At 55.0% G+C, this 19,950-nt stretch carries 24 protein-coding genes; 8 read left to right on the plus strand and 16 right to left on the minus strand.

Annotation, left to right across the window (positions count from 1 at the left end; all coding sequences use genetic code 11):
• Positions 1-759: methyl-accepting chemotaxis protein (locus tag RI563_RS04610; protein ID WP_310693176.1), on the plus strand; the 759-nt coding region annotated here is incomplete at its 5' end.
• Between the two features lie 9 nt (positions 760-768).
• Here the strand turns inward: RI563_RS04610 and RI563_RS04615 are convergent.
• Positions 769-1,287 carry a TlpA disulfide reductase family protein gene (locus tag RI563_RS04615; protein WP_310693177.1) on the minus strand — a complete coding sequence of 173 codons (519 nt, stop codon included), beginning with the start codon at positions 1,285-1,287 and terminating at the stop codon, positions 769-771.
• Between the two features lie 267 nt (positions 1,288-1,554).
• Here RI563_RS04615 and RI563_RS04620 point away from each other — a divergent pair, with 267 nt between their 5' ends.
• Positions 1,555-1,983 (plus strand): YybH family protein, encoded by a 429-nt coding sequence (locus RI563_RS04620; protein WP_310693178.1) that lies wholly within the window; start codon positions 1,555-1,557, stop codon positions 1,981-1,983.
• A 151-nt stretch (positions 1,984-2,134) separates the two neighbouring features.
• On the opposite strand, the gene tsaA is transcribed toward RI563_RS04620, so the two are convergent.
• From tsaA to zapE, 3 genes are read right to left on the minus strand one after another with little or no spacing between them, the layout of a single operon-like run.
• Entirely contained in the window at positions 2,135-2,842 is a 708-nt protein-coding gene (gene tsaA / locus RI563_RS04625; RefSeq protein ID WP_310693179.1) for a tRNA (N6-threonylcarbamoyladenosine(37)-N6)-methyltransferase TrmO, read from the minus strand.
• Positions 2,842-3,753: an amidohydrolase family protein gene (locus RI563_RS04630; RefSeq protein ID WP_310693180.1), complete on the minus strand. Its 912-nt coding sequence runs from the start codon at positions 3,751-3,753 to the stop codon at positions 2,842-2,844. The genes tsaA and RI563_RS04630 overlap by 1 nt, the downstream gene beginning before the upstream one ends.
• An 11-nt stretch (positions 3,754-3,764) precedes the next feature.
• Complete coding sequence (gene zapE, locus RI563_RS04635; protein ID WP_310693181.1) at positions 3,765-4,871, minus strand: cell division protein ZapE; 1,107 nt, start codon at positions 4,869-4,871, stop codon at positions 3,765-3,767.
• A 100-nt stretch (positions 4,872-4,971) separates the two neighbouring features.
• On the opposite strand from zapE, the gene RI563_RS04640 reads away from it, so the two are divergent.
• Positions 4,972-5,568: a YqiA/YcfP family alpha/beta fold hydrolase gene (locus RI563_RS04640; protein ID WP_310693182.1), complete on the plus strand. Its 597-nt coding sequence runs from the start codon at positions 4,972-4,974 to the stop codon at positions 5,566-5,568.
• On the opposite strand, the gene RI563_RS04645 is transcribed toward RI563_RS04640, so the two are convergent.
• Positions 5,548-5,823: an Lrp/AsnC ligand binding domain-containing protein gene (locus RI563_RS04645; protein ID WP_310693183.1), complete on the minus strand. Its 276-nt coding sequence runs from the start codon at positions 5,821-5,823 to the stop codon at positions 5,548-5,550. The two genes, RI563_RS04640 and RI563_RS04645, sit on opposite strands and share 21 nt — an antisense overlap.
• Positions 5,824-5,870: 47 nt before the next feature.
• Complete coding sequence (locus RI563_RS04650) at positions 5,871-6,287, minus strand: CDGSH iron-sulfur domain-containing protein (protein WP_310693184.1); 417 nt, start codon at positions 6,285-6,287, stop codon at positions 5,871-5,873.
• Between the two features lie 97 nt (positions 6,288-6,384).
• Between RI563_RS04650 and RI563_RS04655 the strand changes: the two genes are divergently transcribed.
• From RI563_RS04655 to RI563_RS04670, 4 genes are all read left to right on the plus strand, one after another.
• Positions 6,385-6,915, plus strand: a complete 531-nt coding sequence (locus tag RI563_RS04655) for a histidine phosphatase family protein (protein ID WP_310693185.1) — start codon at positions 6,385-6,387, stop codon at positions 6,913-6,915.
• Positions 6,912-7,580, plus strand: coding sequence for an energy-coupling factor ABC transporter permease (locus tag RI563_RS04660; RefSeq protein ID WP_310693186.1), 669 nt, complete (start codon positions 6,912-6,914; stop codon positions 7,578-7,580). Before RI563_RS04655 ends, RI563_RS04660 begins: the two co-directional genes overlap by 4 nt.
• A gap of 182 nt (positions 7,581-7,762) precedes the next feature.
• The gene (locus tag RI563_RS04665; RefSeq protein ID WP_310693187.1) at positions 7,763-7,990 is read left to right on the plus strand and encodes a hypothetical protein; all 228 of its coding nucleotides are present in this window, start codon (positions 7,763-7,765) and stop codon (positions 7,988-7,990) included.
• On the plus strand, positions 7,977-8,237 hold the full coding sequence (locus RI563_RS04670; protein ID WP_310693188.1) for a DUF6316 family protein: 261 nt from the start codon (positions 7,977-7,979) through the stop codon (positions 8,235-8,237). Before RI563_RS04665 ends, RI563_RS04670 begins: the two co-directional genes overlap by 14 nt.
• A gap of 71 nt (positions 8,238-8,308) precedes the next feature.
• On the opposite strand, the gene RI563_RS04675 is transcribed toward RI563_RS04670, so the two are convergent.
• From RI563_RS04675 to RI563_RS04695, 5 genes are all read right to left on the minus strand, one after another.
• A complete protein-coding gene (locus RI563_RS04675) occupies positions 8,309-8,899 on the minus strand; it encodes a malonic semialdehyde reductase (RefSeq protein ID WP_310693189.1) in 591 nt (196 codons plus the stop codon).
• Between the two features lie 97 nt (positions 8,900-8,996).
• Positions 8,997-9,341, minus strand: coding sequence for a hypothetical protein (locus RI563_RS04680; RefSeq protein ID WP_310693190.1), 345 nt, complete (start codon positions 9,339-9,341; stop codon positions 8,997-8,999).
• A 333-nt stretch (positions 9,342-9,674) separates the two neighbouring features.
• The gene (locus tag RI563_RS04685; RefSeq protein ID WP_310693191.1) at positions 9,675-9,986 is read right to left on the minus strand and encodes a hypothetical protein; all 312 of its coding nucleotides are present in this window, start codon (positions 9,984-9,986) and stop codon (positions 9,675-9,677) included.
• A 1-nt stretch (position 9,987) separates the two neighbouring features.
• Positions 9,988-10,500 (minus strand): SixA phosphatase family protein, encoded by a 513-nt coding sequence (locus tag RI563_RS04690; RefSeq protein ID WP_310693192.1) that lies wholly within the window; start codon positions 10,498-10,500, stop codon positions 9,988-9,990.
• Between the two features lie 34 nt (positions 10,501-10,534).
• Complete coding sequence (locus RI563_RS04695; RefSeq protein WP_310693193.1) at positions 10,535-11,434, minus strand: DMT family transporter; 900 nt, start codon at positions 11,432-11,434, stop codon at positions 10,535-10,537.
• Between the two features lie 150 nt (positions 11,435-11,584).
• Between RI563_RS04695 and RI563_RS04700 the strand changes: the two genes are divergently transcribed.
• Entirely contained in the window at positions 11,585-12,772 is a 1,188-nt protein-coding gene (locus tag RI563_RS04700; RefSeq protein WP_310693194.1) for a patatin-like phospholipase family protein, read from the plus strand.
• 311 nt (positions 12,773-13,083) lie between these two features.
• Here the strand turns inward: RI563_RS04700 and RI563_RS04705 are convergent, their stop codons facing one another.
• The 5 genes from RI563_RS04705 to selD all read right to left on the minus strand — a co-directional run bounded on the left by RI563_RS04705 (position 13,084) and on the right by selD (position 19,948).
• Positions 13,084-13,560, minus strand: a complete 477-nt coding sequence (locus RI563_RS04705; RefSeq protein WP_310693195.1) for a DUF302 domain-containing protein — start codon at positions 13,558-13,560, stop codon at positions 13,084-13,086.
• A gap of 210 nt (positions 13,561-13,770) precedes the next feature.
• Positions 13,771-15,126: an MBL fold metallo-hydrolase gene (locus tag RI563_RS04710; RefSeq protein WP_310693196.1), complete on the minus strand. Its 1,356-nt coding sequence runs from the start codon at positions 15,124-15,126 to the stop codon at positions 13,771-13,773.
• Between the two features lie 356 nt (positions 15,127-15,482).
• The gene (locus RI563_RS04715; RefSeq protein ID WP_310693197.1) at positions 15,483-16,112 is read right to left on the minus strand and encodes a hypothetical protein; all 630 of its coding nucleotides are present in this window, start codon (positions 16,110-16,112) and stop codon (positions 15,483-15,485) included.
• A gap of 414 nt (positions 16,113-16,526) precedes the next feature.
• The gene (locus tag RI563_RS04720; protein ID WP_310693198.1) at positions 16,527-17,558 is read right to left on the minus strand and encodes a GNAT family N-acetyltransferase; all 1,032 of its coding nucleotides are present in this window, start codon (positions 17,556-17,558) and stop codon (positions 16,527-16,529) included.
• 128 nt (positions 17,559-17,686) lie between these two features.
• Positions 17,687-19,948 (minus strand): selenide, water dikinase SelD, encoded by a 2,262-nt coding sequence (selD, locus tag RI563_RS04725; protein WP_310693199.1) that lies wholly within the window; start codon positions 19,946-19,948, stop codon positions 17,687-17,689.
• Positions 19,949-19,950 lie beyond the last annotated feature (2 nt).

A 19,950-nucleotide genomic window follows, 5' to 3' on the forward strand; every position in this document is an offset into this window, starting at 1 on the left:
GGCGTGCAGCAGCAACAACAGGAAACCGAACAGGTCGCCACCGCGATTAATGAAATGAGCGCCACGGTTCAGGAAGTGGCACGGCATGCCGGCGAAGCCTCAAACGCCACCCGGGAGGCCAACGATCAGGCCCGCGACGGCCGCGAGGTCGTGGATCAGAGCATCGGTTCCATCAACAGCCTGGCCCAGGAACTGCAAAATGCCACAGAGGTTATCCGGCAGCTGGAACAAAACAGCGAAAACATCGGCACGGTACTGGATGTGATTCAGGGTATTGCCGAGCAAACCAATCTGCTGGCACTGAATGCCGCCATCGAAGCGGCGCGGGCCGGCGAACAGGGGCGCGGTTTTGCGGTGGTGGCCGATGAAGTGCGTTCACTTGCCAGTCGCACCCAGCAATCGACCGAGGAAATCCAGCAAATGATCGAGCAGTTACAACAAGGTGCACGCAATGCCGTCAAGGCCATGGAATCGAGCAGCGAGCGCAGTCAGCATAGCGTCGAACAGGCCAGCCGGGCTGGTGAGTCTTTAGAGGTCATCGCGCGCGCCGTCACCACCATCAATGATATGAACCTGCAGATCGCCAGTGCCGCCGAGGAGCAGAGCAGCGTGGCCGAGGAGATCAATCGCAACGTGACCAACATCAATGAAGTGGTCAATCAGACCGCGGTAGGCGCGCAACAAACCCAGGTTTCAAGCACTGAATTGGCCCGGCTTTCCTATGAACTGCAGAACCTGGTCAATCAATTCAAGACCTGATCGATCGATTCAGCCGGCCGGCTCTGCCGGTCGGCCGGATTTACCGATGAAGTCCTCGATCACCTTCACCGGCACCGCCCCCACCTGCTGGGCCTTGAGTTCGCCGGAAGGGTTATAAAGCAGGAAGGTCGGAGTTCCGACCCAGCGGGCACCACTTTGTTGCATGAACCAGTGAGCCACGGCATCAGCGTTACCGATCAGGTTGGGAAAATCGACCTTATGCCGCTGGATAAAGTCTTCCGCGTCTTTTTTACCGGCCCAGCCGTCGATGGAGATCCCGACCATTCGGGCATCCCGATCCGAATGGACAAAATGAAAGTCGACATAATTATGGATTTCACGATTGCAGATATGACAATCGGATGCCCAGATCATTACCACCGTCCACTGGCCACCGCCCGTAAACTCCTCGATTGTCCGGGGCTCGCCTTCAAAATCCTTCAGCGGTGCCTCGCCCATGGCCAGGCCGGGAATCAGACAAACCAGTAACAACCCTAATCGCAAAAAACCCAAATACTGTAACGGCATAACCCTACAAACCTGTTATTGATTGAATACAAAACCCTGTTATCGCTGGCAATACGACAGTCGATCGAACATGCGGTTCCATGATCGCCTGAACACCCCTGCCCGCCGCGGGGGATTATCGGTTGTCATGCTCGATCAGGCAAAATTTGCCTGACAATTATTCCACAGTCCAGGAACAGAAGCAGACCCGCGTGGCCAATACACAATAGACGATAGCAGACCATTTTCATTACACTTGATTAGCTCACAAACCAGGTGAAAAAACCTATGAACTCAAGCGACTTTGCCACCTCAAGCGACGCTGAAACCGCGTTTTATGCCGCCTTCAGCGGCGGTAACCTGGAGGCAATGCGCCAGGTCTGGCTGGATGACGATGATACCAGCTGCATACATCCGATGGGCGATCGACTGCTCGGCACCCACGCAATTCTCAAAAGCTGGGAGACCATTCTCAGAAATACCGGGGATGTCATCGTTGAGTTATCGGATCGGGTGATTCATGCCACCGACCAGTTCGCCGTGCATACACTGGTGGAAAATATTCACCCACTGGAAGATCCGGAGAATATTTTCCGTTTTGTTGTGACCAATCTCTACCAGCAAACAGCCGACGGCTGGAAGATGATCCTGCATCACGCCTCGCCCATGCCCCGGGATGTCTCGCAGGAAAAAGCTCCCGGTCAGGTCGTGCACTGACCCCTATTCAGCCGCATTTTATAGCAAGTAGACGGATACCCCGGACTCAACTTCTCTCGCAGAGACGTTCATGCCCGTTGTCTGGGTGCAAAGGCGCAAAGAACCATTCTTTTCTGCTTTGCATCTTTGCGTCTCTGCGAGAGAAAGTCAATCAGGTGGTGACTACCTCTATCACCTGCACCACGCTGTTTTGCACCTGCCATTTGATCTCCAGATCATACAGCTGCATTCCGAACACCCGCTCGTTGTCGGCCGCCCTGTCCTGATAGGCCGGTCGGGGATCCTGTTGCAACACCTGTTCAATCAGATCGGCAAGATTGGGGTATTTTGTACCGAACTTATGAAGCTGCTGTCGGGCAGTATCTGAGAAGTGAACGGGCAACTGTTTGTCCGGCGCCTGCGGGGCAAACCCGGCACGGGCGTCAGGAACACTGTCGGCATAAGGGATATAAGGTTTGATATCCAGCACTGGCGTGCCGTCGATCAGATCCAGGTTACTCACCTGCAATATTACCCGCCCTTCACCGGTTTTTACGCCATCAAGCGCCAACAGGGACAGACCGATCGGGTTGGGCCGTTCCGGGGAGCGGCTGGCAAAAACCCCGACTCGCCGGTTTCCCCCGAGACGCGGCGGACGCACGGTCGGCTTCCATGCGTCGCGTTTGGCCTCGTGAAAGACAAACACAACCCAGATGTGGGAGAAGCCCGCCAGTTCGCGTACGGCTTCTTCACGGTTATAGGGCCCCAGCAATTCAATTTGGCCGGTTGCGGCCGGCGCCAGACGCGGCTGGCGCGGCACGCCGAATTTATCGGGGAAACAGGAATGAACCACGCCAATTGGCGAAAACGAATAGTCCACTACTGGATCTTTTTCAACGCGTAATCAAAAAAGCGTTGGGCATTGGTCAGCCGGATCTTCTCTTCCACCTCGGGCGGCAACTGATTCATCCAGCCACGATGATAATCATATAATGCGCCATACCGGGTCCAGCCATCGTCTGCTTCATGCCAGGTATAGACTTCATGCCCACCCGAGACTGGATCAGTCCCGACCATGATCCGATCCTGAAAGCGCAGTATCCACTGCCGCCACTCCTCCGAAATCGGTTCGCCGCGGACAACGAAATCACCATAGTGCCAGGGGTCCCGCGCCGACATGTCCGCCCAGACATTGGGGCAGGCTTCCATTACCGCCGTGATTGCCGCCGGTTGTAAAATACCGCCAACATGTGCCCACTGAAAGGTGATATCGGCATGTTGCTTGCAGATCGACAGCATATATTCATAACGTGATGAATCGGTGTGGATGTTAACCGGTACATCATATTCCCTGGCCAGATCAAGCAGCCCGAGGAAGACAGGGTTATCACGACGTGGTCCGGCACCCGCGACCAGATGGATTTCACCCAGTCCATAGAATTTGCCACTGGATAGTGCCTCCCGGGCCTTGTCCACGACCTTCTCGTCATAAAACCAGTTCAATCGATTTCCCGCATCGTAATAAGGGGTGTAAAACGGCACAATCCAGTCTTTGCCCAGCTCTGACAGTTTGAGTGCAAAGTCGGACGGCACACTGGAAACTACGGCCAGCACAACATTATGTTTTCTGAGATCGTCCAGTGCCTGTTCCGGCGTATAGATTTCGTCCTGATCCCAGTTGTAATGCAGATGGATATCGGCGAATGGTGGCCGCTCCGATTGTGACATTGACTGGCAGCCGACTACAGTGAACGTTCCGGCCACCAGAAACAGGATCAGACGGTGCCACATAAGCTTCTCCTTCAGGTAAGAGGATTGGTCCGCAACCGGTGCGGCAAGGCCAGATAGGCCGCGCTGCCCATTTCGGAAATCCGGCTGACTGCCCGCTCAAAACCGAACGCGAGGCGCTTGCCCGCGTACAGTTCAGCGGGAGGCACTTCCGCCGCTGCGACCAGTTTGACATTATGATCATACAGGGCATCGATCAAGTGTACAAAACGCTTGGCAACATTATCGTGCGCTTCGGTCATGCGAAATATATTACTTATATAGACTGTGTGAAATTGCTGGGCAATCTGGATATAGTCATTGGCCGATCGCGGCGTATTGCACAGGGCATTGAAATCAAACCAGATCACATCATCAGCCAGCGCACGGTAGGCGATCGGTCGTTTGTTCACGGTCAACTGGCGATCGTGCTTGAGTGTATCCGGCGCCATCTGTTCGATCGCGGCGGTAATCAGTTTTTCACCCTCTTCGGGATCGGCAACATGGAAATTCTGACTGGCTTCCAGTAAACGAAACCGGTAATCGGTGCCCTGCTCCAGATCCACTTCGCAGGTATGCCACTTGAGCAGCTCAATGGCAAACATAAAACGTTCACGCTGCAGGCCGTTTTTGTACAGTTCATCAATCGGTATATTGGACGTCGCCACCAGGGTTACACCCTTGTCAAACAGCGCCTTGAGCAGACCGCCCAGCAACATGGCATCGGCAATGTCATGCACGTGAAATTCATCCAGGCACAGCACCTTGAGCTGATCGGCAATTTCATTGGCGATGACAACCAGCGGATCGGGAGAGCGTGGCAGGTCACGAAGGCGTGCGTGAATATCGATCATGAAACGGTGATAGTGCACCCGGTGTTTGTCTCGAAACGGCAGGCAGTCGTAAAAGCTGTCCACCAGATAGGTCTTGCCGCGGCCGGTGCCGCCGCGGACATACAGTCCCCGTACCGGTTCAGGCCGACGATCGAGAAGACGCTCCAGCAGCCCGGGACGCCGGTGTTCCGCCGCGAGCAGTTCCTCGTACAGGCGCTGGGTCTGTTCCACTGCCGCGGCCTGCTGCGGGTCATGGACAAACCCGTTATGTTCGAGATCCGACTGATAGCGCTCTTGCGGTGTACTCATGTGGCGGGAGGCATTCCTGAACTGGTGTCTCTATTTAATGTATCGTAGTATTCCGGCAAAACTTGACCAACAAACGAACACACCAGAATTACGATAGCTCATGATCATCTATTTGCACGGTTTCAACAGCAGCGGCGCCTCGGCCAAGGGCCAGTTTCTGCGTGAGCAACTGGACGATATAACAGTACTGACACCAACTTACCATTATGATCCGTCGCGGGCCATCATCATGCTGCAACATCTGGTCGAGGAGTCATTGCGACTGGACAGGAATCTGTTGCTGGCCGGAGCATCTCTGGGAGGCTATTACGCCCAGTACCTCGGACAACGTTACGCGCTCAAACGGGTGTTAATCAATCCGGCGCTGATGCCCCTGGCCACGCTGGAAAGCTATCTGGGAGAAAACGTCAATTACTATACGGGCGAGCGTTATACTCTGACCACCCGGCACCTGGATGCGCTGCGGGCACTGGATGTGCCGCACCCCTGCATCGCCTCACCGCCGACGCTGTTACTGCTGGACAAGGACGACGAGCTGCTCGATTATCGACTGGCGGACCAGCGGTATGACAACTGTGCCGACATCCGGCTGTTTGACGGCGGGGATCATGCCTTCCAGCATTTACCGGACGCCTTGCCGGCCATTCGGGGCGTGCATGCCCGCCCCTGGCCCGACTCAGGAACCGATAGCGAATAGGGCTTCGAGGTCGTGCCGGGAGAAGGCCTGGAATGCGAGCATGGTTTCGGTATGCTGAATCGGCGTAATCTGTACTATCTTGGCCGTTACCAGCTGTGACAGGGCCTCGTTATCCGCCACCCGGGCAATGGCCACCAGATCGTAATTGCCACTGACCGAATAGACCTCGGAAAACTCATCCATCGCCGCCAGTTGCTCGGCGACCTCGTTGATTTTTGTCCGTTCGACATTGAACAGAATAATCGATGTAACCATCAAGAACATCTCCTGGGTTGGTCTGCAAGGTAACTCTATAGCATGCTTCAGCCGCGAAAGCCGCACTGTTTGTGGCTGGCGTCGCAGAACGGTTTGTTCTGTGACTGGCCACAACGGCACAGTGCCGCCCGGTTACGGGTCGTACTGGATGTCCCGTCCTTGCTGCGAATGCTCAACGGCCCCCGGGCAATCAACATTGCATCGGTCTTGAGGGTCAACTGCAATGGACCGTTGGGGGTCGCCAGTACTTCATGACGTTCATCGTCAAATCGGGCGGGGTCAGAAAAACCGCAACGCTTGTGGGCGCCGTCGCAAAACGGTTTATCCTGCGACTGGCCGCAACGGCACAACCAGGCCTCATCGCCGCGCTGCAGAAGATTCCCTTCGCCATCCTCGAGCGTCATCTCGCCTTCGAATTGCAGGGGGCCGTCGGGTCGAACAATCAGGGTATTGGGCTTGATCAAGGAATCTCCTCATTGACTTACCGGTTTGCTGCTCACTGCCGTGAGCCGATGCGGCTATGTTATTATACGCGCCAATGTCGTTGCCACGGTGAATCTCATGCCCCTGTACGCCATGCGCCATGGTCGCACCAATTTCAATGATCTCGGTCTGTGTAATGATGACCCGGGCCGCGATGTGCATCTGACCGACACCGGGGTGGCCCAGATCGAGGTCGCCGCCGAAAAACTGCGTGACGTGCCACTGCAGCATATCATTACCTCCGAACTGCCCCGTACCCGCCAGAGTGCTGAAATCATCAACCAATATCATCGGGTCCCGATCAGCACCCACCCCGATCTCAACGATATTCGCTCGGGTTTTGACGGCCATCCGGTAGCCGACTATTTTGCCGCCATCGGCAGCGATCCGCTGAATACCCGGCCACCCGGCGGGGAATCGTTGCTCGAACACAAACAACGTATCGGCCGGTTTCTTGGCTGGCTGCAGGAACAACCCGAAACAATCGTGCTGCTGGTAGTGCATGAAGAGACCCTGCGCGCGCTCAGCGCCCTGCTCAACCAGCAGGATGATCAGACAATGATCCGGTTACATTTCGACAATGGCCAGATCGTGGAGTTTGACTGGTGAATTACCCGGCCGACATGGTACCGCAAAGCTGGTTATGGCTTGCCGGGATCCTCTACGCCGTGATTCTGCTGATTGCCATTCGCCAGGTCCACTGGCGCGAGTATCTGCAGCAGCCACACAAGGCCCATGTTTTTCTCGGCAGCGCTGTCGCCCTGATCCTGCTGTGGCAGATCACCACTACCCGACTGCCGGGCCTGGAATACCATTATCTCGGCGCCACCCTGATGACTCTCATGTTCGGCTGGCAACGGGCCCTGATCGTGATCAGCCTGGTATTGCTGGGGCTCATATATAACGGCAGCAGCGACTGGCAAACCTATCCGCTCAATGTACTGGTGATGGGCCTGACCCCGATTCTGATCAGTACAACGATTCTGCGCCTGGCCGAATCCAGGCTGCCCCACCATGTCTTCATCTATATTTTCATCAACGGCTTTTTCGGGGCGGCCCTGGCCATGGCCGGCGCCGCCAGTCTGGCCGCTGCCCTGCTGTTGATCGCCGGCGCCTACAGTCCCGGCCAGCTGGCCTATGATTACTTTCCCTATCTGCCACTGATGATGTTTCCCGAGGCCTTTATCACCGGGATGTTCACCAGCATTCTGGTTGTCATGCGCCCCGAATGGATCGAGACCTTCGACGACGCACGCTATATCAAGGGCAAATAATCACCTCACCCGCTGCGGACGGCCACACAGGCTGTCGATCAGCCATGACTGACAATTTGTCAGGCTTTTCCTACAGGTTTAGTCCGCCCAGGCCTACATGACTTTCAGCCTGGTCTGACAGACACCGGGCCCCCACCCGCCTATCCTGAATCGCGTTTGTGGATAATAGAAGAGGCACACAAATGGGATTTGTCAGAACCCTGGGAGGAGGAATACCGCGTTCCGGCCGACATGATCGTGTCAATAACGATCGTTATTTTCATGTCATGGGCCAGGGCTGGTATGCCCTGGCCCGGGAAGGGCTCGGCGGACCGTTTATCGATAAACAGGAGGCGGAGGCATTTGTTCACAAGGCCATGGCGGGAGAACTCCTGCCGAAGGATCAGGATAGCGAAGATGCAAGCTGGTGAACCTGATAGTCATAGCACAAAACCCGAGCGCGACTATAATGGCCCGCACCGAAATCGCGAAAACGGGCTGATTCCACCACGCAGTCGCCGCTTTTATTTCAACGGCCAGCAATGGTTCTTTCACACACGCGAGCGCATCACCTTCGGACCATACGCGACCTTCCGTGAAGTGGAACAGGCTCTGAAGATTTATTTGCGTCGCTGCGGCATTGTTCGCTACAGGCAGGAGCCCCGGCCATCACATTGAATAATTTATGAAGGTTACAAAAAACGGCCACCCGGGGTGGCCGTTTTTTATTACATCGAAGGAACAGTGTTTTATTCGATAGAACAGGCTTCGTCAAAATCGAGCCGCGGCCCACGCGGATACAGTTTCGATTCATCGCCATAGCCCATGGCACAGATAAAGACGGATTTGATCTTGCCATCGGGGAAAAACGCTTCGTCCATTTTGGCATTATCGAAACCTGACATCGGCCCGCAATCGAGTCCCAGGCTGCGCGCCGCCAGCATCAGGTAAGCGCCCTGCAGCGAGGCATCCCGATGCGCGCTGTCCTGAATCTTTTCGGGTTTGCCCTCGAACCAGGATTTGGCATCGGTATGCGGAAAGAGCTTGGGCAGCTTCTCGTAAAATTCCAGGTCCATACCGATAATGGCCACTACCGGGGCTGTCATCGATTTTTCCACATTACCTTCGGCCAGCGCCGGTTTCATCCGGGCCTTGGCATCATCGGATTTGACGAACACAAAACGGGCGGGACAGGAGTTGGCGCCGGTCGGCCCCCATTTCATCAGATCGTATAACTGCTGTAACAGTTCATCGCTGACCGGGCGGTCCTGCCAGCCGTTATGGCTGCGTGCCTTGAGAAACAGGGTGTCGAGTGCTTCAGCATTCAGGGCTTCTGCCATTACCTTCTCCATTGATTATCAGTTTGTCCGCTATTATGACGGCCAGCCCCCTGCCCTGACAAATGCAGGGTTACTCATTCAACAAATTGTTAACACCTCAGCCCGGTACGCGATGGCTGACTAACAGGGCTTCGGGAACATGAATCTTAATCACAGCAGGTAATTCCAGGCAAATTCCCGGCACCGGTTTGACCGAGACCCACAGAACGTTGGTTTTCAGGTTCAAATCGGCAAAGACCACAGTGCGTTGATAGAGCTGCAGTACATGATCGATACGGCTGATGATCTCCCGACGGATATCGACGGTTCGCTTGCGCAAGCCGGGGATGATCATCATAAAGTCGCTGAGATATTGCCCGGTTTCATCCCGGATCGGCACCCGGGCATACAGCGGTTCGGCCGGTTCCAGGCCCGACCCACACCTCAACTCGGTTGAATTCATCACCCCTCCCGTCGTGGACCCGCCACGCGCGACCGCTGATCATTCCTTCCCCGCCTGTCCTGCGGGTATCCCTGCGTGGCTGACGCTTACCTGTCTGTAACGACATGTCCTGAGTTAGTTTTAGCAGGTGCGGGCCGAAATACCAACGCCATACACCCAGTTCAAAAAGGTCTTTAGCTAACTCGTAAGGTGATGCCGGGCAAATGTTAAGCACCGAACAACATCGAAAAAGACAGGACGAGTGATCAATTTCAGTAGCTTCGATGAATTCAGTGGTACTGCTGTGCCGTCGCAAAGCTCATGGCATTGATACCTTCTGCTGTGTAATTGAAGCTAACGGGATGAGCGCGGTTTGAAACCAGCGGGTTTGTCGGCCAGCCAGTCAACGAACTGTTTGATTTCGGGATGGGCGAGTAACCTGTCACGTGTGTTGTATTCCAGGGCCAGCTGTTTTTCATCCAGCACCCGATGAATGTGATGATGGCAGGGGCGGCACAGCCACAGCACCCGGCCGGTCATCTCATCACGACTGAACAGTTTTTTCACCCGTTTGTTGCGATGGCGGGTACGCGGGATCAAATGATGTTTGGTCAGACCACTCTCCCGCCGACCACATAACTCGCAGACCCGCTCCGATTGACCCATCTCACGTCAGTTCATCAGCCCGGGTCAGATCGATCAATTGGCCGCCACCCTCACTGAGGGCACCGCTATCCCCAATCTCTACCCGGGCCAGGTTGGCCGTGGTCAACAGTTTGTCTTTGTCCGTGCGGGGCAGCGGTTCACCGCATAACCAGATCAGCAGTTCCTCCAGCCCGGGGTTGTGCCCGACCAGCATGAGCGGCCCGTGGGGCACTCTCATATCTTGAATAATCCGCAGCAGATCGCCCCGTGAGGCCAGATATAGCCCGGGATCGTAATGGACGTGATTCAGATCGAACTCCAGCCGCTCACAAGCCAGCTCGGTGGTCTGCCGGGCCCGCACGGCCGGAGAGCTGACAATCAGCCCGGGCCGAAAACCCTGTTCGTACATCCACTCGCCCAATCGGTCAGCCTGATGCCGACCCGCGTGACTCAGCGGACGATCCGCATCCTCCATCATACTGTCACCTGCCTCTGCCCTGGCATGGCGTAACAACCACAATTGCCTGTCCGTCATAATGTTTCTCCTGCAAATTGTCCGATGACCCGGATCACAGTGGCTCGTTATCAAAACGGGCCCTGTTCAGACTCACATTCTGGCGTTCCTGCAAGACCAGCATGCCGGCCCCCGCAATGATCAGCGCCCCGATCACAAACAAGTAATCGACCATCTCGTCCCAGAACAGATAGCCAAACAGTGCTGCAAACACTACCGAGGTATAGGTAAAGGCGCCCACCTGCGAGGGCGGGGCGATACTGTAACCCCGGGTCAGCAGCAGCTGCCCCAGAGTGCCCACTATGCCAATCAACAGCAGTAATAACCAGCTGTCGGGATCCGGCGTTTGCCAGCTCCAGCTCAACGGCACGGCCGACACCAGGGTAGCAGCCAGGGCGAAATAAAACACAATACGGGTAGTGGGTTCACTGCGCCCCAGGCGCCGCACAGTTACCTTGGCCACCGCCGCCAGTGCACCACCCAGCAGCCCGATCAACGCCACCACCTGGAACCCGCTCTGCGGCTGTAACACCAGAATGACACCGATAAAACCGAACACCACGGCCAGCAAGGCACGCCGGGTGATCCCCTCGCCCAGCCAGGCAATCGCCACCAGCGGGATGAACAGTGGCGAGGTCATTTTCAGCAGCATGCCGCTGGCCAGCGGCATATTGGCCAGAGCGTAGAAAAAACAGTACATGGCGGCCACGCCGAAGCCGGCGCGCATCACGTGCAAATACCAGACGCGGGTTTGCAAATGGCGCCAGCCGTAACGCCACAGCAACGGCAACAGCACCAGCGCGCCGATCAGATTGCGCATGAAGACGATCATTTCGTTGGGCATGTCGACGGAGACGGCCTTGACCGCCGCGCCCATTGAAGCGAACATGAATTCAGAGAGGATAATAAACAGACTGCCCAGAACCAGACTCTGGCGATACAACATACTGTTCATAACATACCGGCGCGATAGACCGCTCCCGAAATAATGGTTGAGCAAATAACAAACGAACTGGTTGGTTGCATACGAATCTCTGACTATTCTACAGAAGCGTGAGCAGGAGAGCCTGATTGTATAACAGCGATAACCCGACAGGCAGCACCCATGCAACCCGATAAGCCGAAAACCGGTTTAATCATGACCGGTGGCGGCGCCCGTGCCGCCTATCAGGTCGGCGTACTGAAGGCCGTCGCCGACATTCTCCCCCGCCGGGCCAGCAGTCCGTTCCAGATTCTTTGCGGCACATCGGCCGGCGCCATCAATGCCTGTGCCCTGGCCACCCATGCCTACGACTTTCGCAAGTCGGTACAGCGCATCGCGATCATCTGGTCCAACTTTCATGCCGAACAGGTCTTTCGCACCGATGCCCTGGGCATCCTGCGCACCAGTTTCAACTGGTTAATGGCCCTGATGTCGCTGGGCATGAGCCACCACAGCCGGGCCCTCTCCCTGCTGGACCGCTCGCCCCTGCAGCATCTGCTCGAACAATACATTCGCACACAAGATATCCAGCACTCCATCGACAAGGGCTATCTGCACGCGCTGAGTGTCACCGCGTCGGGCTATACCTCGCACCAGTCGGTATCCTTTTTCCATGGTCAGCCCGAACTCGAATCCTGGAACCGTTTCCGGCGTATCGGCGTGCGCACCGAGATCAATGTTGATCACCTGATGGCCTCCTCGGCTATTCCGTTTGTGTTTCCCCCACAGAAAATCAACCGGGAATATTTCGGCGACGGCTCCATGCGCCAGATGGCGCCGATCAGTCCCGCCCTGCATCTGGGTGCCGACAAGGTGATGATCATCGGCAACCACATGGAGAATCAGGAACCGCAACGTACCCGCGAGAGCCGTGCACCCACCATTGGCCAGATCGCCGGGCATGTCCTGGACAGCATCTTTCTCGATTCGCTGGATGCCGATATCGAACGGCTGGAACGGATTAACGACACCGTGGACTTGATCCCGCAAAAGCAACGTGACAAGCGCGGCTTCCCCCTGCGTCATGTCGACACCCTGGTGATTTCTCCCAGCCAGGACATCGGCGATCTGGCCGAGGAATATATCGACCAGCTTCCGCGCAGCATGCGCCTGCTGCTGCGTGGTATCGGCGCCTATCGTTCGGACGGTTCGGATCTGGTCAGCTATCTTCTGTTCGAGCGCGCCTATACCCGCAGGCTAATTGACCTCGGTTATCAGGACACCATGGACAAAAAGCACGAGCTGATGAAGTTCCTGGATGTAGATCGAATAATTCAGGAGATGGCATCAAAAACAAATAGAGACAAGTAAAAGCCATTCCAGTAGCCTGCAGGCCCGATATAACAAAGCGACACCGGGCACCCTGCAAATTACCGAACACTACTTTGCTATGTCCGGCCTGACTGCCTACCCTTCACAACGCTATAGGAGCCGCTGCGCCGGGACAAACCTTGCCGGCTGCAAGGCCTGTCGCGCCAGAGGCGCTCATTCGATCCATGGAACAGGTTCTGTTCTTTCCAGGATCATAAGCCCTGTATCACGAAGCGTCATCGGAAACCAGCCCTTCGTGACTGTGCCACACTGAAAAACCGTTCAATGCGCTTAGCCCAACAGGGAAAGAATTATTGGATGCTATCAGCAAGCAACGCTTCGGTCTCACGACTGGCGGTTTTCATGACTTTGGCAATCTGTCCGCCAAAGACACTCGCCACTAACCCACTATTCATCCTCGAGATAATGACATCCCCGTTTGGCATTTCATATACCGCAACACGGCAAGGCATCAATGAAGTCACAACACGATTATCCGGGTTGGCCAGAATCTTCCCGGCATGCTTGGGTTGACACAGCTCGATCACGGCCGCGGGCAAAACATTGTAGCCGGCACCGGCAACAGCCTTGTGCAGATGATGTACGGCCGGGGTTTTCCAGTTATTTTCTTTAGCACTACGCTCAATCTCTTCTATAGTCTGCTCAAAACCGTACTGGCTTTTGTCTTCCATAATCATCATTCCAGGCAATAGCTGATAAGCGGCTATGGCAAGGATTGCCGCCCCAACAATGGCGCCAATCAAAAAAGCATAGATTTTTTTTGTCATTTGATCGTCCTTTATTTATATGTATGTAACATACCAAGGTAACTTTAAAATCATCTCGGTTTTTTATTGATAAATCTTAATATAGCAGGATTACTGCTTCACAGACGTATTCGCCGACGCGGGGTTGGTTTTTGCAATTCCGCATCCTCTGCATAATATATGCAGAGGATCGGAAAAAACGGCAATATCAATCATCCGCGCAGCCAGGGCTTATGCCGCACTTTTCTGTTGCTGCCATGCTGCCATAGAGCCGAGATACACATCCACATTTTTGTACCCGCCGCGCTCCAGCACACTGGCCGCGATAGCCGCGCGCTGGCCGCTGCCGCACATGACAGTACAGGCCTTGCTGCTGTCCAGCTCTTTGAGTTTATCGGGCAGTTCGCCGACATAGACATGCACGGCCTCTGGCATGCGCTGCTCCTCGACTTCCTCAAGACCGCGGACATCCAGTAACTGCCAGTCCACAGGCTTCTTATTTAGCCGCTGTTCGACAGTGGCCGTATCCACAAAGTCCATGGAGCCAAACGGCTCGCCAGCGGTCACCCAGTCCATGATGCCGGGCAGATAACCCTCGACCCGATCAAAGCCGATGCGTCCGAGATGACGGGCAGCCTGCCAGGCCTGATCGGCATTCTCGGCAATCAGGACCAGTCGCTGTTCCGGCTTGATCAACCAGCCGGCAAACGCCGGGATCATATCCTCCGGCACGCACAGGGAGCCCGGCAGATGAGCCGAAGCATAGGCTTCGGCGCTGCGTACGTCGACCCGGACTATCTGATCGCCAAAGCCCTTGATATCTTCGACGCCCAGCGCAGCCGGTTCCGGATGCATGGGCTCGGTGCCGCTCAGGTTCAGTTCCTCCATGAATCGGAAGTACGGCGGCTGATAGTGATGCTCGGCCACCTTCACCTTGATAAACCCGTCACGATCAGCGATTTGCAGGCGGGGATTGTTCAGTCGTTCGTGGCCCAGCGTGGAGAACTCGCGATCCGCCATGCCGCTGCCGCAAACCGACCCGGCGCCGTGGGCCGGTAGCACGATCGCCTGATCGCCCAGAGCCAGAATCCGTTGCAGACTGTCGTACAGCAGACCGGCAACCTCTTCGGCCCGCTTCGGGTAAAAGTCGGTCCGCCCGACATCGCCAATGAACAGCGCATCGCCGGTAAACACAGCGACCGCATCATCTCCACTGGCATCGTCATAAACTGCAATGGAGATACTGTCATCGGTATGACCCGGCGTTTCCATCACCTTCAGGCGCAGATCGCCCAGTTGTACTTGCTTGCCATCGCGAGCGGTTTCAGCGTAACGCACCTCGCCGGCGGCGTTAGGACCGTGATAAACCCTCGCCCCGGTACGCTCGGCCAGCAGACCGGCCCCGGAAATCAGATCCTCGTTGCGATGGGTTTCAAATATACAGGTGACGCGGGTGTTATTCGCCGCGGCAATCTCTTCATAGACTTCGACATCACGACGCGGATCAATCACGGCTGCCTGGCCGTCGGCGCCGATGACATACGACAGATGGGCCAACCCGGGGGATTTGATTTTCTCCAGAAACATGTGCATCTCCTTTTACGTTTTATATCGCTGACCTGTAAGCTGACCGGTGTTACTCCGTTTATCACGGTACAGCCAGATGACTATAACCTTCCATATTATACGGCTACCTGTCCTGCAGCGTATCAGTATGAGTATAGAAGATGCTGTGAGGATGAGATGGGCTGGTTACAACCCTCACACGTTCATCAAAAGCAATAAAAAATGTGACAGTTGAGATTTATCAATTCGCCCTTCGGGCGCCGGGACGAGGGACGAGTTAAGGCATTTCGCGCAGGTCCGACAGAGCACACTGCGGGCATCTTTCGGATTGCCGGACACCGCTATGCGATATCCGGCCTACCATTCAAAAACCGTTACTAATCTCCATAAGGATCGTCCATAAGCAATACGCTGATATAAGGCGCGTACGTTAACACTGCGCCCTGCACAATTCCCAGCTCATTGAACGCCTTTACGACTTGCTCCATATATGACTCATTTTGCGGGTCGTCTTTAAGTGCTTTCAGGGCTGAGAGTAACGGTTTAATATCCTCATCATCGACATACTGCTCCAGCATCTGGATGGCATTTTCAAGCTTGGCGGGGTTGATCGATTGCCTGATGTTTTCGAACCGTTTCTTGTCGGACTCATCGAATTCCGGCGGCTCGTCAAAAACATTTCCGGCGACCCCTGCGGGGTAAGAATCCGCATCGAAACCCGAAAACCCACTGGAAGCTTCCAGTATTCGTTGCTGCAGCGCCACGATAAAGGCGTTAAATTCGTCTGCGTCGGGTTTATCCATAAATAGCGACAGCAATGGCTCGGATTCGGCACGACTATAAAACTCGACATAGGGTTTATTAATAACGGGATCAGGACCGAGAACAGCCAGTCCCAGCGTGATTTTTTCTTCTTTAAATGGCGTTTTTATCCGCACATTAATCACATCATTGGCTATCTCAAACTCTCTGGTGCCTTTGAAGAAGTGTTTTTGTATAAGCTTCATAGTCATGGAAGTATAATTACTCAAAGAAAAAAGGGCGGTGAGTGATGATAATGCAAACCGTTCTCGTTTGTCACCGGTTCCTTGTTTGGGCAAGCCCGATATAGCGAAGGGGTATTGGGCCTCTCAAAGCTTGCCGGACCACGCTACATTATGTCCTGCCTATCGTTTAGGTCCTTCGGCCGAGTGGCGAGGGGCGAGTAAAAGCGATTCGGGCAGGCAGACCCGATACGGCAAGGGTCAATAAACGCTCCGAATACCAGTTCATTTACTGAGCAGCCTGGATCAAGGAGCAACGTGACGGATCCAGGTTTTTCCGGTTCAGGTGGAACTACTGTGCTTGTTCCATCCGACGTCTGATGATCGGGTAATGGGAACTTGTATTTAGCCTCTCAGTAACGGGATACTGGAATAGTGTTATGATCCTTTCAGAATTTTCTTCAGCGAATCGACAAACTGTTCATACCGGCCTGTCGCTTTTACGCTTTTGACGCAACTCAACGCGAAAAGCTCCCGGCGTTCAGACATCCAGTCCTGCTTGTAGGCGTCGTTTCCTGTCAGGAAATCGATCTCCTCAACCCCGTCAACATCGATCACATATTCCATCAGGAAACTGGTCAGTATCGAGCCCGGCGAATAGGCCTTCCAGGCTTCATCATACGCCAGTCTGAAGATATTCGCCTTGCCGTGCACGACAAACCACAGCTGCGCGGCAATGGATTGCCCCTGAACATAAAGCACCGCGAGTCGTGTCCAACCCGGCCGAGAAAAGCCCGCCACAATCCCATTCAGAAAGTCGACATATTGCTCGTTCGCCTTCCAGCTGGCGCTGTAGGGCGCATAGTAATCGGACATGGCCTGCGGCACGTCGCCCCCGGTGAAAAGACGAATTTCGTAACCGTGCTCACGTTCGAGTTTACGCTTCTTGCGGGCGATGGTATTGCGTAGCCGGGCCGGGCGAGAGACCATGTACTCCGCATAGGATTGTCCCTGCACGCGATAAATCCAGTTATACAGCCGGAAATTGCGATTACAGCGAAAACCGGTCGCTTCCATGCCCCGTTGAAAACCTTCTATTCTGTTGTCATCATTAGAGACGGGCTCCAGTAGCAGTGAATGAACCGGCAGTCGGCTCAGGCCCTCCACCAGACAATCGAGCGTCCCGGGTTGATCGTCGTCCGCAAGCAGCAGACTATAAACGGGCGTATAGCGGTGTTTGAGGGCGTAACCGGTATTTCCAGTACACTTCGCAAGAGGCAGAATTGCCAGCACTTTGCCCTCGGCCTCCACACAGGCCAGTGCCAGAGACTGTTTTTCATCAAGTCCGGCAGCAGTCAGATTCTCAAACCACGCTCGCGAGAGAAACACGCTGTCTTTCGCTCCCTGCGCGAAGAGCTCATTGGCACTTTCGGGTAGTTGAACCCAGTCGGTGTAACAGACAAACTTCATCAACAAGCCCGGGAAATGGAAACATGGGGACGACTATTTAACCCCTTCTCTCGTCTTTCGTTTACCACTGTCGTCGTCAAATGTAATCCCTGAGTCGCATTTTTTCCAAGGTTCCTACAATCCTTATGTTACTCGATGCGAATTGAGGCTTCCCTGTCCGAACGTGGTTCAACTTTTCCGATAGTGACCGCCGTCTGATAGCCCAGCTGATGCAACTCGTTAATGCATGCACTCACCTGATCCTGAGGGATTCCGGCGAGCAGGCCTCCGGCAGTTTGCGGATCGAATAACAGAGGATATGCCGGATGCCGTGAAACCCGTTCCACATCATCAATGGCACGTCGCAGCCGCAGGTTTTGCGGCTGAAGGGAAGACAGGATACCCGCATCAACAGTTTGCAAGGCTCCATCCAGTACAGGTAATGCATCCATATACAGGGTCGCATCAACGTCCGATGCTCTGGTCATCTCGATCAAATGACCGACAAGACCGAAACCGGTGAGGTCGGTACACGAAGTTGCCCCGTATCGCTGTAAACACTCCGCGGCCTGTTGACTGGAGACCAGCATCGACTGGATGGCTGCATCGATCCAGCGTCCCCTGGCTTTAGCACGCATCTCTGCGGCTAACAGCGTTCCAGTGCCGATGGGTTTGGTCAACACCAGGGCATCACCCGGCTGTAAACCCTGCTTGCGCAAGGCTTTATCGGGATCAATCAGGCCGTTGACAGTCAGTCCAAAGGCCAGTTCCGCACCTTCGCTGGAGTGTCCTCCCGCCAGCACCGCGCCGGAAGGTTCAAGAATATGTATGGCACCAGCCAGTACATCATACAGGGTCTCTTCCACAATACGCTCACGACCGTAAGGTACAGTGGCAATCGCCAGGGCCGATTGCGGTTCGGCACCCATGGCAAAAACATCGCCCAGAGCATGGTTGGCAGCAATGGCGCCAAACGTGTAGCTGTCATCGATAAAGGCACGAAAATAATCAACACTCTGTACCATGACCCTGTCTTTCGGCATGGTCAACATGGCGCAGTCATCGGGAGAGTCCCGGCCAATCAATACATCGTCGCGTTGTGTGTTGGGCAGACGTTGCATAACCCGGGACAGCACCGTGGCACCCACCTTGGCACCGCAACCGCCACAACGCATGGCGAGAGTGGACAGTTCCTTTATCGCCGCCGCATCGGCAATGCCGGCAGCCAGCTCGGGACTGTTTTCCTCGTCCATCTCGGGCAGCTCGTTATACTTTTGCATGAAGCGACGATCGATCCAGTCCTTGACACGCCACAACCAGGCCGATTCATAAGACCAGTTACCGCGCGATGCTACCGCGTATTTATCACCGGTGCTGATCAGTCCCAGGAAATTCTTTTGTGGCTGGTAACGACGCAAACGCCTGCCCGTGGCGACAGCCGTGAGATTGCGCGCGAGTATGGGCCCCTGACGAACAGCAAATACGCCGGACTTGGGACGGGAATCCGTCAATGAGGCAACATCCCCTGCTGCAAACACATGCTCGTGAGACAGGGATTGCAGGTGCTCATCCACCTTGATAAAACCCGTCTCATCCGCCGCAAGACCCGCTTTGGCCGGCCAGTCCGGCGCTGACGCCGTAGTCACCCAGAGTATGGCATCCGCATCATAGGCCTGGCCGTCGGCGGTACAAACCTTGTTCGCTTTAACTTCAGTAACCTTAGCTGCGGTTTTTATCGTAATATTACGCTGCGCGAGTATGCGCTCGAAACGTTTTTGCACCCCGGCATTATGCATGTGCATGATACTATCGCTGGCACTTATAATCGTGTAATCCAAGTTATCGGGATCCTTCCCGGCCGCTTTAAGTATTGTTTGCAACCGCAGTTGCGTCGATAACGCCAGCTCCACGCCACCGGCCCCGCCACCGACGACCACGATGCGAAACGGACCCTTGCTGACACGGACCTGCTCGATCAACTGATCCCATTTATTCAGGAAAACATCGATGGGCTTAACGGGCAATGCGTATTCATCCACACCCGGTATATCGATGCTGGACGGCCGTGAGCCGGTGTTGATAGACAAAATGTCATACGCGATCGGTGGGCGCCCGGAGGCGTGCACTATTTTATTATCCAGATCCAGGGACTCGACTTCGGCGTGATAGAGACGCGCCCCCGCAAATCGGGCCAGCGGCCCCAGATCGATATGACACTCGTCGTAGTCATAATGACCGGCAATAAAGCCAGGCAGCATACCTGAATAAGGGGTATGAACATCCCGGGTCACCAGGGTAATACGCAACCCCGGGACCGGCTGCATGCCGAGCCGTCTTAAAACCGAAACATGAGAATGCCCCCCGCCAATGAGGACTAGATCTTTAACAACAGGGGCGTCCGTCTTATGCATAA

This window comes from Thiohalophilus sp. (assembly GCF_031581315.1).
GTDB lineage: Bacteria > Pseudomonadota > Gammaproteobacteria > UBA6429 > Thiohalophilaceae > Thiohalophilus.

What these genes read in the sequence shown, in the direction of transcription:
- RI563_RS04615 (WP_310693177.1), bottom strand. Translation starts at nt 1,287, where the DNA reads ATGCCGTTACAGTATTTGGGTTTTTTGCGATTAGGGTTGTTACTGGTT.
- RI563_RS04620 (WP_310693178.1), top strand. Translation starts at nt 1,555, where the DNA reads ATGAACTCAAGCGACTTTGCCACCTCAAGCGACGCTGAAACCGCGTTT.
- RI563_RS04630 (WP_310693180.1), bottom strand. Translation starts at nt 3,753, where the DNA reads ATGTGGCACCGTCTGATCCTGTTTCTGGTGGCCGGAACGTTCACTGTA.
- zapE (WP_310693181.1), bottom strand. Translation starts at nt 4,871, where the DNA reads ATGAGTACACCGCAAGAGCGCTATCAGTCGGATCTCGAACATAACGGG.
- RI563_RS04640 (WP_310693182.1), top strand. Translation starts at nt 4,972, where the DNA reads ATGATCATCTATTTGCACGGTTTCAACAGCAGCGGCGCCTCGGCCAAG.
- RI563_RS04645 (WP_310693183.1), bottom strand. Translation starts at nt 5,823, where the DNA reads ATGGTTACATCGATTATTCTGTTCAATGTCGAACGGACAAAAATCAAC.
- RI563_RS04655 (WP_310693185.1), top strand. Translation starts at nt 6,385, where the DNA reads ATGCCCCTGTACGCCATGCGCCATGGTCGCACCAATTTCAATGATCTC.
- RI563_RS04665 (WP_310693187.1), top strand. Translation starts at nt 7,763, where the DNA reads ATGGGATTTGTCAGAACCCTGGGAGGAGGAATACCGCGTTCCGGCCGA.
- RI563_RS04670 (WP_310693188.1), top strand. Translation starts at nt 7,977, where the DNA reads ATGCAAGCTGGTGAACCTGATAGTCATAGCACAAAACCCGAGCGCGAC.
- RI563_RS04675 (WP_310693189.1), bottom strand. Translation starts at nt 8,899, where the DNA reads ATGGCAGAAGCCCTGAATGCTGAAGCACTCGACACCCTGTTTCTCAAG.
- RI563_RS04680 (WP_310693190.1), bottom strand. Translation starts at nt 9,341, where the DNA reads ATGAATTCAACCGAGTTGAGGTGTGGGTCGGGCCTGGAACCGGCCGAA.
- RI563_RS04685 (WP_310693191.1), bottom strand. Translation starts at nt 9,986, where the DNA reads ATGGGTCAATCGGAGCGGGTCTGCGAGTTATGTGGTCGGCGGGAGAGT.
- RI563_RS04690 (WP_310693192.1), bottom strand. Translation starts at nt 10,500, where the DNA reads ATGACGGACAGGCAATTGTGGTTGTTACGCCATGCCAGGGCAGAGGCA.
- RI563_RS04695 (WP_310693193.1), bottom strand. Translation starts at nt 11,434, where the DNA reads ATGAACAGTATGTTGTATCGCCAGAGTCTGGTTCTGGGCAGTCTGTTT.
- RI563_RS04700 (WP_310693194.1), top strand. Translation starts at nt 11,585, where the DNA reads ATGCAACCCGATAAGCCGAAAACCGGTTTAATCATGACCGGTGGCGGC.
- RI563_RS04705 (WP_310693195.1), bottom strand. Translation starts at nt 13,560, where the DNA reads ATGACAAAAAAAATCTATGCTTTTTTGATTGGCGCCATTGTTGGGGCG.
- RI563_RS04710 (WP_310693196.1), bottom strand. Translation starts at nt 15,126, where the DNA reads ATGTTTCTGGAGAAAATCAAATCCCCCGGGTTGGCCCATCTGTCGTAT.
- RI563_RS04715 (WP_310693197.1), bottom strand. Translation starts at nt 16,112, where the DNA reads ATGAAGCTTATACAAAAACACTTCTTCAAAGGCACCAGAGAGTTTGAG.
- RI563_RS04720 (WP_310693198.1), bottom strand. Translation starts at nt 17,558, where the DNA reads ATGAAGTTTGTCTGTTACACCGACTGGGTTCAACTACCCGAAAGTGCC.
- selD (WP_310693199.1), bottom strand. Translation starts at nt 19,948, where the DNA reads ATGCATAAGACGGACGCCCCTGTTGTTAAAGATCTAGTCCTCATTGGC.